Consider the following 16269-nt stretch of genomic DNA (forward strand, 5'->3'; position numbering starts at 1 on the left):
TCAGGCAAGCCGATGACGGAACAGCCACGCCGAAAGCGGCAACGTAACCGCCGCCACGGCCAGCAAAGGCAGGAAATTGGGGGCGATCTCGCCAAGCCCGGCCCCTTCGAGATAGACCCGGCGCACGATGGCAACGCCGAATCTCAGCGGGTTCACATATGTAACGTACTGAAGCACCAGGGGCATGTTGCGGATCGGTGTGAGCATGCCGGAAAGCAGCGTCAGCGGCATGATCAGCATGAACGAGAAGAGCATCGCCTGCTGCATGTTCAGCGCGAAGGCCGAAAGCGTCATGCCGATACCCACCGATGCGATATTGAAGCAGAGTAGCCCGAAATAGAGCAAAAAGGGCGAACCGCTCATCGGCACCCGGAACCAGAGGAGCACGATCAGCAACACGATGGTCGACTGGAGCAAGCCTACGACGATCGAGGGCAGCGCCTTGCCCACCAGGATCTGGAGCGGCGTCATCGGCGTGACCAGCAACTGATCGAACGTCCCCTGCTCCCGCTCGCGGGCGACCGAAAGCGCGGCGAGCAGCATCGTTTGCAACATCGACAGGGTTGCAATCATGGCGGGCAATATCTGCCAGCGCGATTCGAGATTGGGATTGAACCAGGCGCGGCGCACCACGGTCACACCTTGCACGCCGCTGCGCGAGGCGTTGAACGCTTGCACGACCGAGGCGACATAGGCCGCTGCCGAGCCCGCCGTCGTCGAATTGCGCCCATCGAACACGACCTGCACCGGCGCATCCTCGCCGCTCGCCAGTCGTCGATCGAAATCGGCGGGGATCGTGATCGCCATGAGTACTTTCTGGCGGTCTATCAGCGGCGCGATCTGGTTGGTGTTGTCCAGCGTCGCCTGCCGCGAGAATACGCCGGTGCCGTCCAGTCGCGCGATCAGTTCGCTCGCCGCCTGCCCTCGGCTCTGGTCCAACAGCGCATAGGGCACATGCTGAAGATCGAGGATCGCGCCGTAGCCGAACAGCAGCGTCTGGATGAAGGCCGGCGCGAACAGGATGATGCGATTGGCCGGGTCCTTGAACAGCGCCAGCACTTCCTTGCGGAACAGGAAGGCGACTTCGGCCAGCCATGCAACGGCGCGATTTGGAAAGCGATTTGGGGCCGGGGCCATCGGATCAGTCCAGTCGCTTGCGCAAGGTGCGGCGGGTCAGGAAGGTGAAGACGAGGATGTAGCCGATCAGGATCGCACTGTTGCTCGCCACCATTCCCCAGTCGGTCCCGGCAAGGAACAGCGTCTTGATAACACCCATGAAATGCGTAGCCGGCAGGAACTCGGCGACGATGCGTACGGCGATGGGAATATTGCGCAAATCGAAGATGAAGCCCGACAGCATGAGCGCGGGCATGAAGCTGATCAGCAGCGCCACCTGGCTTGCCGCGAACTGGTTGCGCGTCACCCCGGATATCAGCAGGCCGACCAGCAGCGAGACCAGCAGATAGAGGATTGAGACGACAACGATCGCCAACAGTGATCCCCGGATCGGCACGCCGAACAGGAACACCGCCGCCAGCAGACACATCGCAAGGTCGATCAGCCCGACAACGATATAGGGCGCCAGCTTGGCGAGCACGAGTTCGAGCGGCTGCACCGGCGTCACGAACAGCGATTCCAGCGTGCCTCGCTCCCACTCGCGGGCAATCAGCAGCGAACTGAGAAAGGCCCCCACCAGCGTCATGATGAGCACCACCAGCCCCGGCACGAGATACCAGCGACTGTTCCCTTCCTCGTTGAACCACGTCCGCGTCATCAGCATGACCGAACCGCCCGGCGAAACCACGCCGCCGCGGTCGGCCTGACGCGCCATGGCCGTCGCCACGGCGCCCTGCACATAGGCTTCCAGCGTCTGCGCCGTGGTCGAATCCACCCCGTTCAGGATAAGCTGGATCTGCGCGCCGCCCTTGACCTGACGACGGGCGAAATCGCTTGAAATCTGAACGATGGCATCAACTTTGCCATCGCGCAGCATCCTGCTGGCCTCTTCCATCGTCTCCACATCGACAGGATCGAGATAGGCCGAACCGCGCAGCCCCGACACGATCTCGCGCGCACCTTCCGACCGGTCCTGCATGATGAGCGCGATCGGGGCATGGCGAACGTCGAACGAAAGGCCGAACCCGAACAGCAGGATCAGCGCGACGGGAAGCAGGAGGCCCACCGCGAGGTTGCTGCGATCGCGCAACATCTGCCGCGTCTCCTTGCGGACCAGCGCCACAAGCCGGGTCGTGAACGCGCTTTCGCCGTTGCCTGTGCCTTTTTCCGTGCCGTTCATGCCGCCGTTTTCTCCTCGGCGTCGTGCGCGCGGCCTTGTTCGACGATGGCGATGAAAGCCTCATTCATGTCGTCGACGCTGTCACCGCCAGCCTGCTCCCGCACTTCCTGCGGCGTCCCCAGCGCCAGCATGTGACCGGCATCCTGAATGGCGATGCGGTCGCAGTATTCGGCTTCCTCCATGAAGTGGGTGGTGACGATAATGGTCACCCCGGACTGGGAAAGCGAAGTGATGGTCCTCCAGAAAGCCCGGCGGGCGAGCGGATCGATGCCGCTGGTCGGCTCGTCGAGGAAGAGGATCTCCGGCTCGTGCACCAGCCCTGCCGCCATGGCGAGGCGCTGCCTGTAGCCGTGCGGGAGGGCACCGCTCGTGGCAGCGGGATCGAGCCCGAATTGCTCGACGATGGTCTGGACGCGCTGCTTGAGCGCGGGCCCGCGCAGACCATACGCACCGCCGAAGAACTCCAGGTTCTCGCGCACGGAGATATTGGCATAGAGCGAGAACTTCTGCGCCACGTAACCGATCCGCCGCCGCGCTTCGGCCCGCGCTCGGCGCAAGTTCACGCCCGCGACTTCCAGAGTACCGCTGGTTGCCGGAAGCAGGCCGCAGAGCATGCGGAACGTCGTCGTCTTACCTGCGCCATTGGGACCGAGCAGTCCGAATATCTCCCCGCGCCGCACATCGAAGGACGTGTTGGCAACGGCGGTGAAATCCCCGAACTTGCGCACGAGATCGCGCACGTGAATGACGTTCTCCCCCTCCGTCTGATCGGGAGGAGCGGGAGAGACAAGGGCATCCTGCGATGCCGCCTCGTGCGTGGCGTCCGGCTTTCCGCCCGCGTTATGCTGGCGCAACAGGAGCATGAAGGCGTCTTCCAGTTCCTCGCCGCGTTCCTCGACGGGCCGCCCCTGCAACAGATCGTCCAGTCTTTCGACCGGCGTGTCGGGCTGGCGGATGAACCGAACCGCCCCACCGCGAGGCACTGCATCGATCACCCGCTCCGGGGCGTCGATCAGCCGCGCCTGCAAGTCGCGTGCGGGCGTGCCGGGCGCCGGCGAGGCGAGATAGGTGAGGCCACGCGCTCTGGCCGTGATTTCGGCCGGCGTGTCCTGTGCGAGCAGACGGCCATGATCCATGACCAGAACTTCGTCGCAGCGTTCGGCCTCGTCCATATAGGCCGTGCTGACCAGAACACTGAGACCGTCGGATTCGATGAGTTGCTCGATGATTTCCCAAAGGTCTCGCCGCGAAAGCGGATCGACGCCGACGCTCGGCTCATCGAGCAGCAGCAGATCGGGCACGCGCACCAGCGTGCAGGCAAGCCCCAGCTTCTGCTTCATCCCGCCCGAGAGATTGCCCGCCGCCCGCCCCGTGAAGCGCGCCATGTCGGTCATCTCGAGCATGCGCTTGAAGCGCTCGGCCCGCACGTCTTGCGGAACGCCATGGAGATCCGCGTAGAGATCGAGGTTCTCCTGCACGCTGAGATCCTCGTAGAGCCCGAAACGCTGCGGCATGTAGCTGATCCGGTCCTGCACTGCCTGCGGATGAGCCGCGACATCGATGCCGAGCACTTTCAGCGTGCCGCCGTCCGCCTTCAGCAGCCCGGTAAGCATCCGCATGAGCGTGGTCTTGCCGGCGCCGTCCGGTCCGACGAGCGCGGAAATCGTGCCCGCACGCAGCGAAAACGAGAGATCATGCACCGCATCGAAAGGCTTGCCGTCCGGCCCGTTGAAGACCTTGCGCAGGCCTTCGCAGGCGACGGTCAGATCGCCGACCGCGTCCAATGGCGCGGTGGCGGTGCTCACGGGGCGCGCCCCGCCTTTGTGTTTCCGGGATCGATCCGCACCGTCACTGGCTGACCGAGCCTGAGACGGCCCTCCTTGTCGTCGACCCGCACGCGAACTTCGTAGACAAGCGCCGTCCGCAGCGATTCGGTCTCCACCGACTTGGGCGTGAATTCGGCGACGGAAGAAATGAACCCCACGGTGCCGGCGACCGATTGGTCCGGAAAACTGTCACTGGCCACGCGCGCCTGCTGGCCGATGCGGACCCGCCCCAGATCCGCTTCCTCTACATAGACGCGGATCCACTTGGGACTGGTGAGCGCAAGTTCGAATACTGGTTTTTGCGGAGTGGCCATGTCGCCCACTTCAAGCAGGCGCGAGCGGACGACGGCGTCCGCCGGTGACTTCAACTCGCCCTGATCGATCTGGTGGTGGAACAGCGCGAGTTGGGCCTCGGCGCTTTTCACTTGTGCTTCGGCGGCAGCGATATCCTCTGCGCGGGGGCCGCGAACCGCCAGATTCAGCGCTTCACTGGCTTCCTTGAGCTGGGCATTGGCCATCTGCGAAGCGCTGCGGGCCTGATCGAGTTCCTGCCCGCTTACCCCGCGTCCCGCCGTATTGGCAGAGACCGATTGCGCCCGCTTGTAATCGTCCGCCGCGCGGGCTGCACTAGCCTGGGCGGAGGCCACCCGCGCGCGAGCCTGCGCAAGGTCCTCCGGGCGGGTGCCGTTCTGCAACTTGCGCAGATTTTCGCGCATTGCGGCGGCCTGCGCATCGGCATTGCGTGCCTGAAGGCCCAGCGTCACCGTATCGAGCCGCGCCAGAACCTGCGCGGCGCGAACCGCGTCACCTTCCTCGACAGCCATCTGGGTAACCCGCCCCGAACCATCGAAAGCCAGCGAAACCTGCCGGATATCGACATTGCCGTGGAGCACGATCTCATCGGAAGCATGGTGCCCCCGCGCAATCCACCAGACGAGACCTGCCGCCAGCACCAGCACAACGGCAATCGCGGCGATCACGCTCTTCTTCATCAACGGCCCCCCGGGGTGAATCGCTGGCGATACTTGGGCAATACCATGCACATACATACACTGCATCGCAGCGAAGCAAACCTCGGCCGCGCAGGAATGTTCCGCAGGGGGTGTTTCCACGGCGCGCGAAAGCCTCTAGGCGGCCTTCCATGCTGACGATCCGTGACATCTCCGTTCGCCTTGGCGGGCGCACCATCCTCGACCAGGCCGCCGCCACCATTCCCAATGGCGGCAAAGTCGGCCTGATCGGCCGCAACGGCGCGGGCAAGTCCACGCTGGTCAAGGCGATCATCGGCGAACTGGAACCCGACGGCGGCTCGATCGACATGCCCCGCCGCGCGCGGCTCGGCTATATCGCCCAGGAAGCACCTAGCGGTACCCGAACGGCCTTTGAAGCCGTCCTTGACGCCGATGTCGAGCGCACCACCCTGCTCGAGGAATCGGAAACCTGCACCGAGCCCCATCGCCTTGGTGACATCCACGATCGCCTCATCGCCATCGACGCCTACACCGCCCCGGCACGCGCCGCCCGCATCCTTGTCGGCCTCGGCTTCGACGAGGAGATGCAGGGCCGCCCGCTCGACAGTTTTTCGGGCGGCTGGAAAATGCGCGTGGCGCTGGCAGGCCTGCTGTTCTCGCAGCCCGACGTGCTGCTGCTCGACGAACCGTCGAACCACCTCGACCTTGAAGCGACGCTGTGGCTGGAGAATTTCCTCCAGTCCTATCCCAAGACGCTGATCGTCATCAGCCACGAGCGCGATCTGCTCAACAACGTGGTCGATCACATCCTGCACCTGCAACACGGCAAGCTGACGCTTTATCCGGGCACCTATGACAGCTTCGAGCGCATCCGCGCCGAACGCGCCGCGCAGGCAGCCGCCGCGCGCGCCAATCAGGATGCGCAACGCAAGAAGCTGGCCGACTATGTCGCGCGCAATTCGGCTCGCGCCTCCACCGCCAAGCAGGCCCAGTCGCGCGCCAAGATGCTGGCCAAGATGCAGCCGATCGCGGCGATGATCGACGATCCCTCGCTCAGCTTCGACTTCCCCAGCCCCGACGAACTGCGCCCACCGCTCGTCACGCTCGACCTTGCTTCGGTGGGCTACGAGGCAGACAAGCCGATCCTGCGCCGCCTCAATCTCCGTATCGATCCCGAGGATCGCATCGCCCTGCTCGGCCGCAACGGCAACGGCAAGACCACGCTGGCGCGCCTGCTGGCCCGCCAGCTTCAGCCGATGGAAGGCTCGCTCACTTTCTCGCCCAAGATCCGCGTCGGCTACTTCACGCAGTATCAGGTCGAGGAACTGCCAACCGATTCGACCCCGCTCGAACTGATGACCCGCGCCATGGTCGGCAAGGCCCCGGTGGCGGTGCGCGGTCAGCTTGGCCGCTTCGGTTTCTCGGGAGACCGCGCGACGGCGAGCATCGGCACGCTCTCGGGCGGCGAGCGCGCCCGTCTGGCGCTGGCCCTGGTGACGCGCGATGCGCCGCACATGCTGATCCTCGACGAACCGACCAACCACCTCGACGTCGATGCGCGCGAAGCGCTGGTGCAGGCACTCAATGCCTTCGAAGGCGCGGTGATCCTGGTCAGCCACGACCGTCACATGGTCGAACTGGCCGCCGACCGGCTCGTGCTGGTCGATCAGGGCACGGCGACGAACTACGACGGTTCGATCGAGGACTACATCGATTTCGTGCTCGGCCGGAACCAGCCCAAGTCGGCTGCCGATCAGGGCGACGGCAAGCCCGCGCGCAAGTCCGGCGCCATCGCCCGCGAGGAACTGAAGGCCCTGCGCAAGAAAGTCACCGAGGCCGAGACGCGCATGAAGCGCATCCAGCAGCAGCTCGACGCGCTCGACGCCGCGCTGGCCGATCCGGCTGCCGCCAAGGGCGATCTTGCCAAACTGAACTTCGGCGAACTCGGCAAGCGCCGCACGCAGGCCGCCGATGACCTGGAAGTCGCGGAAATGGGCTGGTTCGAGGCCAATGAGGCGATGGACATGCTCATGGGCAAGACGGCGTGAGCGTCGCCTTCCGCCGCGACGGGGACGAGGAGCATCTCGAACCCAAGTTCGAAGTGCCGATCCCGCCCGGCCCCAACCTTGTGACGAGCGAGGGGCTGGAACTCGTCAAGGCACGGATCGCCGCGCTGGAGGCGCAGATCCCGACGCTGACCGAGGAAACCGCGCTCAATACCGCCAAGCGCGATTTGCGATATTGGCGCAAGCGGCTGGCGACGGCCGAAGTCCAGCCCGCGCCTTCGGGCGATACCGTGATGTTCGGACACCGGGTGCGGTTTGTGTTGAATGGCAAGACGCGCGATGTGCGCATTGTCGGGCACGATGAGGCCGATCCGGCCAAGGGCGACCTTGCCTTCACCGCACCGCTCGCCCGTGCCCTGCTGGGCGCGGAAGCAGGTGAGTTCGTGGATTTCAATGGGCAGGACGAGGCGATCGAGGTTATCGAACTGCTTGTCTGAGAGGCTTAGCTGTATGCTGGCCCCAATCGGGACCTGAGCAAGCCTGAGATATTTTCCCGAAACAAAACCTACCGAATAAGACCCGTCGTCCCCGCGAAGGCGGGGGCCCCGCTATCTTTTTGCCTCGGCGCAAGAAAAGCGGGGTCCCCGCCTTCGCGGGGACGACGGGTTTATTGTGTCATGGATAGGGTTTGGGTCGCCGCACGGTTTTACGTCGGCGGCAGATCACCATTTGGGCAGACGGGATGCAGGAACCTGCATCCCCATCATGCCATCAGCCTCAGTAAGGCTGACGGCCACCCTTCTTCGGCTTCTTGTGGAACGGCTTGCCGCCGCCCGGACCCGTGGCACCGCCACCGCTCCGTTCCGGACGACCGCCGGTCGGACGCGGCTGGTAACGCTGGCCTTCGTAGCCGCCACGTCCACCTTCTTCACGGCCGTGCGGCTTGCGTCCACGGCCCTGCGGGCCTTCACGGTCACGACGACGGTCGCGCGCGACATCGCGCGGCGTATCGGTCGCGAGTTCGATGCGGATGGTGTTTTCCACGTCGCCGCTCTCGTCATGCGCAGTGCGCTCCACGGCGCGGATGAACTGGTCAGCCTGCGCGCGCGGGATCTGGAAGTGCGTCTGGTCGGCGCCGATGCGGATCTGGCCCACCGCATTGCGGGTGACGTGACCACGACGGCACAGCAGCGGCAGTATCCAGCGCGGATCGGCGTGCTGGGCACGGCCGATATCCATGGTGAACCACACGACATCGTCGAATCCCGGACGCTGGCGCGCCTCGCGGGCCTCAGGGCTGCTGCCGATCAGCTCTTCCGGCTGCGGCATGGCGGCGCGGTGAGCGCGAACCAGCGCGGCGGCGAGATCCTCGGCGCTAACCTTGTCGAGGATTTCGCGGGCGATCTCGCGATCTTCCTCGTCAGCCTCGACCGGGGCCAGCAGCTTTTCCATCAGGCGGCCACGGTCAGCCGCGCGGATGACCTCGGGGGTCGGCGCCGCGATCCAGTCCGCCTCAATGCGCGCGCCGCGCAGCATGCCTTCGACGCGGCGACGGCGCGGGAACGGCACGACGATGACGGCAGTGCCCTTCTTGCCCGCACGGCCAGTACGGCCCGAACGGTGCTGAAGCGTTTCGGCATCGCGCGGGATCTCCACGTGGATGACCAGCGTCAGCGAGGGAAGATCGATGCCGCGCGCGGCAACGTCGGTGGCGACGCAGACGCGGGCGCGCTTGTCGCGCAGCGCCTGAAGCGCGTTGTTACGCTCGTTCTGCGAATGCTCGCCCGACAGCGCCACGGCGGAGAAGCCGCGCTCGGTCAGCGTCGAGTGGAGATGCTTCACATTGTCGCGCGTGGCGCAGAACAGGATCGCGGTCTCGGCGTCATGAAGACGCAGCAGGTTGACCACGGCGTTCTCGACATCGGCGGGAGCGACGGTGACGGCCTGATAGGCAATGTCGCCGTGGCCACGGTTCTCGCTCATCGTCGAGATGCGCAGCGCGTCGTTCTGATAACGGCGGGCCAGTGCTTCGATCGGGCGCGGCATGGTGGCCGAGAACAGCAGCGTGCGGCGGCCTGCCGGCATCGCGTCGAGCATTTCCTCAAGGTCTTCGCGGAAGCCCATGTCGAGCATCTCGTCCGCTTCGTCGAGCACAACGACTCGCAGCGCCGAGAGGTCAAGCTTGCCGCGCTCGAGGTGATCGCGAAGGCGGCCGGGCGTGCCCACGACGATCGTCGCGCCGCGTTCAAGCTGCTTGCGTTCACGCACGGGGTCCATGCCGCCTACGCACGTGACGATGCGCGCGCCGGTCTTGCCATAGAGCCATTCAAGCTCGCGGCTGACCTGCTGCGCCAGTTCGCGCGTCGGTGCGATGGCAAGGGCAAGCGGCGCTTCGGCGTAAGGAATCGAGCCGTCGGCGAGCAGTTCGTCGCCCATGGCGATACCGAAGGCAACGGTCTTGCCCGAGCCGGTCTGCGCCGAAACAACGAGGTCACGCCCGCGCGCCTCGGCTTCGGCAACGGCGGCCTGGACCGGGGTCAGGGTCTCGTAACCTTGCGCGGTAAGCGCGTCGGCGAGAGGCTGGGGAAGCTGGGAAAAAGTCATGAGTTTGTCGAATCTGTCCTGTGCCGCTTGCGCGGTCTCTTGGGGGGTAACATGGGGAGGAGTTTACGACCCATCGGTCTGTGTTTGGGCGGCCATAGCGGAAAAAACCCGGTTTGGCGCGCTCCAATTTCACTCAGGCGATGGAGATCCCTGCAAGACTGCGGAAATCCCCCTTCGTCGGCGTCATGGGAAAGTCACGCGGCACGCATAGTCGGCGTGGCGCGAGCCATGGAGCTGTACGAAAACGATGCCCTCCCCACCCCAGCGCCTGTCTCAAACCGTGCGAAAACCGCAGAACAAGCGGCTTCTGGCGTCGATCCACGATGTCGGCCCCGGCAGCGAACTCGCGGTGCTGCAACTGGTCGATCTGCTTGAGCGGCGGCTGGGCGGCCCGAACTTCGCCATGCTGGTGGTGCCCGATCACTGGGGCCGTCATCCCCTGAAGGCTGACAGAGCGTTTCAGGCGCGGCTGCGGGCATGGTCGGATCGCGGGATCGAGATGTTCGTCCACGGCTGGTTCCACAAGGACATGGCCGAACACGTCGACGCCGCCGCGCGCTTCAAGGCGAAGCATATGACCGCCGGTGAAGGCGAATTCCTCGGCCTGGACGATGCCACGGCCCTCGCCCGCATGCTGGAAGGCAAGGCATTGGTCGAGGACGTGATCGGGCGCGAGAGCGCAGGTTTCATCGCCCCGGCATGGCTTTACGGCGAAGGCGCAAGGACGGCGCTGCGCAAAGCCGATTTCGCGCTCTGTGAAGATCACTGGCGCGTCTGGGACGCCTCGACCGACGCGGTTCTGGCCAAGGGCCCGGTCATCACCTGGGCAAGCCGCTCGACGATGCGCACGGCCTCCTCGCTCGCCTTCGCAGGCCTGGCGCGTGCCGCGCTCGGGGTGCTGAGCACAGTGCGGATCGCCGTCCATCCGGGCGACGTGACCAAGACGTCGCTGCTCGACAGCATCGATGCGACGCTGAAGCGCTTCGCCGTCACCCACCGACCCGCGCGGTACGCCGAACTAAGGGCCAACCCCTAGCGGGCGTGGCGCTTTGAATACGCTTTTCCGTCCGGAACATGACCGCCGCGCCGCCGTCACGAACCCGACATGGATCCCGAACAGTAACGCCACCTCGGAGAGGTTCTCCGCAAACGCCGTCTCGGAGCATCGCTCCGCAAGGGTCGCCACGAAGGAAATTGCACGCGCCGGCTGCGGATCGAGCCCGCCGGCGACGTCGGGGGAAATATGAAGGACAAGCTCAGGATCCTGATACCGATCCACAGCCTCGATCCGGGCGGTGTCGAACGTGTGGCCCTGGGGCTGGCCACGCAGTGGGACCGTGCGGGACATCAAGTGACGATTGTCCTCGGCCGCTCGGGCAGCAGCCATCTGACATCGGCGCCGGCACTGGATTACTGGAAACTGCCCGCGCCCTTCCCCACCGCCGCGTGGGAAACGCCGTGGATGATCCACTGCCTTCACAGCTACTTGCTCGAACATCGCGCGGACGTGCTGTTCCTTGCCGGGAACACGTATGCCGTGGTCGGCGCGGCTATGCGCGTCATGCTGGGCGAACGGGTGCCGCCGATGGTGCTCAAGGTCAGCAATGCGCTCCACCGGCCCGATATGTCGCCGCTGCTCCGGCGCGGCTATGGCGGCTGGCTGCGCGCGCAGGGACGGATGATCGACCGGCTGGTCGCGCTGTCCGAGCCGATGGCCCGCGAAATCCGCGAGACCACGCTGGCGCATCCGCGGCAGGTGGCGACGATCGCCAATCCGATCCTCTCCCGCCGCCGGCTGAGCGACCTCGGCAAGATCGAGCGAAAGCCGGCCTCGGCCTGGGGCACGCGCTATCTCACCGCCGGACGGCTGGTATCGCAGAAGAACCACCCGCTGATGCTGCGCGCCTTCGCGCGTGCGGCAAGGCCGGGCGACACGCTCACCATCGCCGGTGAAGGCCCCGAACGCGCCGCGATCGAGCGGCTTGCCGGCGAACTTGGCATCACCGCGCAGATCCGCCTGCCGGGCCATCTTGCCAGTATCGATCCGCTGCTGGCCGAAGCCGATGCCTTCGTGCTCAGTTCGGATTACGAAGGTCTGCCCGGCGTTGTCGTGGAGGCATTGGCGAGCGGGTTGCCGGTGCTCTCGACCGACTGCTGCGTATCGATGGCCTGCCTGCTGGAAAGCGGGCGAACCGGCCTGCTCGTGCCCATTGGCGACGAGGCGGCGTTCGCCGACGGGCTCGCCCGGATCCGCGAACTGCCGGGCGATCCCGCCCGGTCCCGAACGATTGCATCCCGCTACGAGATCGAAGGCGCGGCCGCGCGCTACATCGGCCTCATGGACGACCTGCGCCGCGAGCACGAGCGCAGCCGCATACGCATGCTCGACGAGAGCGCCTGGCTGCCGCCCTCGTCCTGGCAGCGCACCTTCTGAGCCCCCGCGCCCACCCCCGGAGAATCGCGTGAACGAATCCCTCGTCGCACTGGCACCACCAGCGCTGCCCCCCCAGGCCCCGCCAATCCAGCTGACGCCGCAAGACCGCACCTCCAATCGCGGCAAGCAGGCTCTTTTCTCGATCGCACTGTCGCTCGCGGTCATCGCCGCCGTCATCCATGAAATGGGCGGCCTCGAAATCGCGCGGATGCGGGCGATGATGCCCGTGAGTATCGGCTTCTGGCTGGTCTTCGCCGCCGGTTACCTTGTCACCCCGGCCAGCGAATGGCTGATCTTCAACCGCCTCTGGGGCATTCCGCCCGGCGGCATCCTCGCGCTGCTGCGCAAGAAGATCTACAACGAATTGCTGCTCGGCTATCTGGGCGAGGCCTATTTCTACACCTGGGCCCGCAAGCGCGTTTCGCTGACGGCGGCGCCGTTCGGCGCGGTGAAGGACGTGGCGATCCTCTCGGCGATGACCGGCAATGTCGTTACCATGCTGCTGGTGGCGATCATGCTGCCGATCGTCGGCATGACGCGGCTGGGGCTCGATTCGCGGATGCTGGTCTATTCGCTGGCGCTGCTGGTGGTGATCTCGGCCGCGACGATGCTGCTGCGCCGCAAGGTCTTCACGCTGCCGCGCTCCGAACTGGTGATGATCACGCAGGTCCACCTCGCGCGCATCGCCTTCACCACGCTGTCGAATGCGGTGATGTGGCACATCGTCCTGCCGCAAGTGCCGCTGAGCTGGTGGCTGTTCCTGGCGACGCTGCGCCTGCTCGTCTCGCGCCTGCCGCTGATGCCGAACAAGGACCTCCTGTTCGCCGGTTTCGCCGTGCTCGCACTTGGCAATCAGGGCGACATCGGCCCGCTGATGACGCTGATGGCAGGCCTGATCCTGGCGACGCACCTCGTACTGGGCGCGCTCCTCGCGATCCGTGACCTCGCCGCTCCCGAGGAGATCGCCGTATGAGCCTCTCGCTGTTGCTCCCGCTCGCCGCCGCGCTGATCCCTTCCACCCCCGACCTCGGCAAGGCCGAAGGCCAGTGCCGCGCGGGGGAACGCGGCCCGGCCTTCGAGGTCGAAGTGGTTGGCCTGAAAGACCGCGTCGGCAAGCTCAAGCTCGAAGTCTATCCGGCCAACGACAAGGATTTCCTGGCCGACGACAACGTGCTGGTCAGCGCGGGCAAGACCTTCCGGCGCGTGGAAGTTCCGGTTCCGGCAACGGGCAACCCGAAGCTCTGCGTGCGTCTGCCCGGGCCAGGCACATTCGCGGTCACCCTGCTTCACGACCGCGATAGCGACCGCAAGTTCAACTGGCGCGTCGACGGCATCGGCTTTTCCCAGAACCCCCGGCTCGGCTGGGGCAAGCCGAGCGTGCGCAGCGTCAGCACCGTTGCCGGCAGCGGCATGACCTCGCTGCGCATCGTGCTCAATTATCGCCACGGGCTGGGCGTCGCCCCACTCAACTAAGCCAGTACCGGTCGCAAGGATAACAACATGAGAATCGTTGACGTCTGCGCATTCTACTCGCCGCAGGGCGGCGGCGTGCGGACTTATGTCGAGCAGAAGCTGCGCATCGGCCCCACGCTGGGGCACGAGATCGTCATCCTCGCCCCCGGTGACGAGGACGCGGTGATCGAGCGCGGGCCCGCCGCCCGCATCGTCACGCTCAAAAGCCCGCGCTTTCCCCTCGACCGCAAATACTGGTATTTCAACGAGGCGGGGCGTCTGCACGCCGCGCTCGACGCGCTGGAGCCCGATTTCGTGGAAGCCACTTCGCCATGGCGCAGCGCCTCGCTCGTCGCCGATTGGCCCTCGGCCACGCCGCGCAGTCTGGTCATGCATGCCGATCCGCTTTCGGCCTATGCCTATCGCTGGCTGGGCGACGTGTTTTCCCGCCAGACCATCGACCGGCAGTTCTCGGTATTCTGGGAGCACCTGCGGCGGCACTCACGCCGCTATGATTATGTCGTCTGCGCCAACAGCGACTTGTCCCGTCGTCTCGACGAAGGGGGCGTGCAGCACACGATGACGATCCCGATGGGCGTGGAGGCAGAATGCTTCTCGCCCGCCCTGCGCGATCCCGCCTTGCGCGCGCGCCTGCTGGCGGACTGCGATCTGCCGGAAAGCGCCGCCCTGCTGCTGGCGGTGGGCCGCCTTGCACCCGAAAAGCGCTGGCCCATGGTGATCGATGCCGTCAGCATGGCCAGTCAGGAGAGCCCGATCGGCCTCGTCATGCTGGGCGAAGGGCGTGAGCATCGCACGATCCTGCGCCATATCGCCGGAAACCCGCACGTGCGCCTGTTCGCGCCGGAGCGAGACCGGCTGGCTTTCGCACGGATCATGGCCAGCGCCGATGCGCTGGTCCACGGCTGCGAGGCGGAAACGTTCTGCATGACCGCGGCCGAAGCGCGGGCGAGCGGCGTCCCGGTGGTGGTCCCCGATGCGGGCGGCGCCGCCGATCACGCGCGCGATGGCGCCGGGCGGACTTATGCCGCCGCCGATGTCCACGCCGCCGCCGAAGCGATCCGCACCGTCGTGCGTGATCGTCCGCGTCCGGCGGCAACCGCGCGGACCATGGACGAGCATTTCAACGACTTGTTCGCCGCTTACGAAAGCAGTCTCGTCAAGCGCCGGCGCGCGGCCTGATGCGGCGGCAGTGCATGCGTCCCGGGACGACCTTCCCGGAGCGCCTGTACGTCAGTCCTGCTCCCAGCCTCCGCCAAGAGCGATGAATACCGAGATCTGATCGTCCACCAGCGCCGCTTCGGCGGCTGCGTGGCTGACTTCGGTGGTCGCCAGATTGCCCTGCGCCGTCAGCAGCGAAAGAATGTCGCTGCGGCCGAAACGGAACAGCTTGGCCGCCTGCGCCTGCGATACGCCGGCGCTTCTGGCCGCACTGCCGAGGGCGGCGGCCCGGTCGGTATCGCGCGCATAGGTCTCCAGCGCCGTTTCCGTACCGCGCAGGGCATCGAGCACGGTGCCGTCGAATTTCGCCAGATCGACGTCGACTTGCGCATTCGCCTGATCGATCCGCGCCTTGACCAGTGGCCGGTTCGGGAAGCTCCAGTTCAGCATCGGCCCGAAGCTGAAGCCGAAGCTGTGCGTCTTGCCGATGTTTTCGAGCTTGCCGTCGTTGATGATCCCGCCGCCGATGCTGACGGTGGGATAGAGATCGGCCGTGACGACGCCGATGCGCGCGGTATCGCCCGCGATGGTGCGCTCCGCCTGCCGGATGTCGGGACGACGGCGGATCATCGCCGCGCCGTCACCCACCGGCATCGGCCTGCGCAAGATGGGCAGCGCCGAACAGCTTTCGACATCGGCCGGATATTCCGCCGGTGGCCTTCCAAGCAGCGTCGCCAGCAGATAGAGCGCCGCCTTGCGCTTGGCCGCATAGCCCGGAAGGGTCGACTTGCTGGTCTCGACCGCAGTCCGCGAGCGGCTGGTGTCGAACGCCGTGCCGCGGCCACCGCGCTTGAGCCGGGTGGTGGCATCGAGCGTCTGCTGTTGCAGCTCGATCACCTTGCGGACGGTCGCTTCCTGATAGTTCGCGGCGCAGACGTCGGCATAGGCCTTGGTGGTCGCGGCGGCGACGCTGATGCGCACCGCGTCCCGCGCCGCCTCCACGGCCTCGCGGTCGGCAAGGCTGCTTTCGATGGCGCGCTTCAGCTTGCCGTTGAGATCGAGCGGATAGCTCAGCGCCAGGCCGAGATCGTAAGTCACCACGCCGGGCATGTTGGTGCCCACCGAGGTCAGCGTATAGTCGCGTTCGAGAGCGACATTGGCCTGGACTGTCGTTTCGAGGCCCTTCTCGCCGACATACTCGCGCACCACGGCATCGGCCTTGCGCAAGTTGGCATCGGCCGCGTGCAAGTTGGTATTGGCTTCCAGCGCCTGCTCGACCAGCGCGTTGAGGCGCGGATCGTCATAGAGGCGCCACCAGTGGTCGGGCAGCGGATCCTGCGAGAAGTAGGAGCCCTGCGCCGATGCGAAAGCACCGGTGGCACCCGGTGCGGTGGCGGCCGAGTTCTCGGGCGGCTTGTAATTGGGCCCGGCCACGCAGCCGCCGAGCAGCGCCAGCGCCCCCAGCGAAGCGGCGCCGAGAAGACGACCGGACATATGGCAG

13 protein-coding genes are annotated in these 16269 nt (G+C 66.0%); 7 read left to right on the forward strand and 6 right to left on the reverse strand.

Translation table 11 applies throughout. The features are described 5' to 3' along the window. The 4 genes from AC1VVK_RS02050 to AC1VVK_RS02065 are packed head-to-tail and all read right to left on the reverse strand — an operon-like array spanning window position 1 to window position 5114. Window positions 1-1137, reverse strand: a complete 1137-nt coding sequence (locus AC1VVK_RS02050; protein WP_482904173.1) for an ABC transporter permease — start codon at window positions 1135-1137, stop codon at window positions 1-3. 4 nt (window positions 1138-1141) lie between these two features. Further along, window positions 1142-2296, reverse strand: coding sequence for an ABC transporter permease (locus AC1VVK_RS02055; RefSeq protein ID WP_482904174.1), 1155 nt, complete (start codon window positions 2294-2296; stop codon window positions 1142-1144). Beyond that, window positions 2293-4101 (reverse strand): ATP-binding cassette domain-containing protein, encoded by a 1809-nt coding sequence (locus AC1VVK_RS02060; protein WP_482904175.1) that lies wholly within the window; start codon window positions 4099-4101, stop codon window positions 2293-2295. The genes AC1VVK_RS02055 and AC1VVK_RS02060 overlap by 4 nt, the downstream gene beginning before the upstream one ends. Then, on the reverse strand, window positions 4098-5114 hold the full coding sequence (locus AC1VVK_RS02065) for an HlyD family secretion protein (RefSeq protein WP_482904176.1): 1017 nt from the start codon (window positions 5112-5114) through the stop codon (window positions 4098-4100). Before AC1VVK_RS02065 ends, AC1VVK_RS02060 begins: the two co-directional genes overlap by 4 nt. A 149-nt stretch (window positions 5115-5263) precedes the next feature. Here AC1VVK_RS02065 and AC1VVK_RS02070 point away from each other — a divergent pair, with 149 nt between their 5' ends. Then, complete coding sequence (locus AC1VVK_RS02070; protein WP_482904177.1) at window positions 5264-7141, forward strand: ABC-F family ATP-binding cassette domain-containing protein; 1878 nt, start codon at window positions 5264-5266, stop codon at window positions 7139-7141. After that, entirely contained in the window at window positions 7138-7596 is a 459-nt protein-coding gene (locus tag AC1VVK_RS02075) for a GreA/GreB family elongation factor (RefSeq protein WP_482904178.1), read from the forward strand. The genes AC1VVK_RS02070 and AC1VVK_RS02075 overlap by 4 nt, the downstream gene beginning before the upstream one ends. A 280-nt stretch (window positions 7597-7876) precedes the next feature. Here the strand turns inward: AC1VVK_RS02075 and AC1VVK_RS02080 are convergent, their stop codons facing one another. Further along, a complete protein-coding gene (locus AC1VVK_RS02080) occupies window positions 7877-9703 on the reverse strand; it encodes a DEAD/DEAH box helicase (protein WP_482904179.1) in 1827 nt (608 codons plus the stop codon). 247 nt (window positions 9704-9950) lie between these two features. Between AC1VVK_RS02080 and AC1VVK_RS02085 the strand changes: the two genes are divergently transcribed. The 5 genes from AC1VVK_RS02085 to AC1VVK_RS02105 all read left to right on the forward strand — a co-directional run bounded on the left by AC1VVK_RS02085 (window position 9951) and on the right by AC1VVK_RS02105 (window position 14789). Beyond that, the gene (locus AC1VVK_RS02085; RefSeq protein ID WP_482904180.1) at window positions 9951-10739 is read left to right on the forward strand and encodes a DUF2334 domain-containing protein; all 789 of its coding nucleotides are present in this window, start codon (window positions 9951-9953) and stop codon (window positions 10737-10739) included. A gap of 207 nt (window positions 10740-10946) precedes the next feature. After that, window positions 10947-12137 carry a glycosyltransferase gene (locus AC1VVK_RS02090; RefSeq protein ID WP_482904181.1) on the forward strand — a complete coding sequence of 397 codons (1191 nt, stop codon included), beginning with the start codon at window positions 10947-10949 and terminating at the stop codon, window positions 12135-12137. A gap of 28 nt (window positions 12138-12165) precedes the next feature. After that, window positions 12166-13110: a hypothetical protein gene (locus tag AC1VVK_RS02095; RefSeq protein WP_482904182.1), complete on the forward strand. Its 945-nt coding sequence runs from the start codon at window positions 12166-12168 to the stop codon at window positions 13108-13110. Beyond that, a complete protein-coding gene (locus AC1VVK_RS02100) occupies window positions 13107-13610 on the forward strand; it encodes a DUF2141 domain-containing protein (RefSeq protein WP_482904183.1) in 504 nt (167 codons plus the stop codon). The genes AC1VVK_RS02095 and AC1VVK_RS02100 overlap by 4 nt, the downstream gene beginning before the upstream one ends. 27 nt (window positions 13611-13637) lie before the next feature. Next, window positions 13638-14789 (forward strand): glycosyltransferase, encoded by a 1152-nt coding sequence (locus AC1VVK_RS02105; RefSeq protein ID WP_482904184.1) that lies wholly within the window; start codon window positions 13638-13640, stop codon window positions 14787-14789. A gap of 51 nt (window positions 14790-14840) precedes the next feature. Here AC1VVK_RS02105 and AC1VVK_RS02110 read toward each other — a convergent pair whose 3' ends face one another. Further along, on the reverse strand, window positions 14841-16262 hold the full coding sequence (locus AC1VVK_RS02110) for an efflux transporter outer membrane subunit (RefSeq protein ID WP_482905099.1): 1422 nt from the start codon (window positions 16260-16262) through the stop codon (window positions 14841-14843). Between the last annotated feature and the right edge of the window lie 7 nt (window positions 16263-16269).

The sequence above is a fragment of the Novosphingobium sp. BL-S-32 genome, from assembly GCF_056857055.1.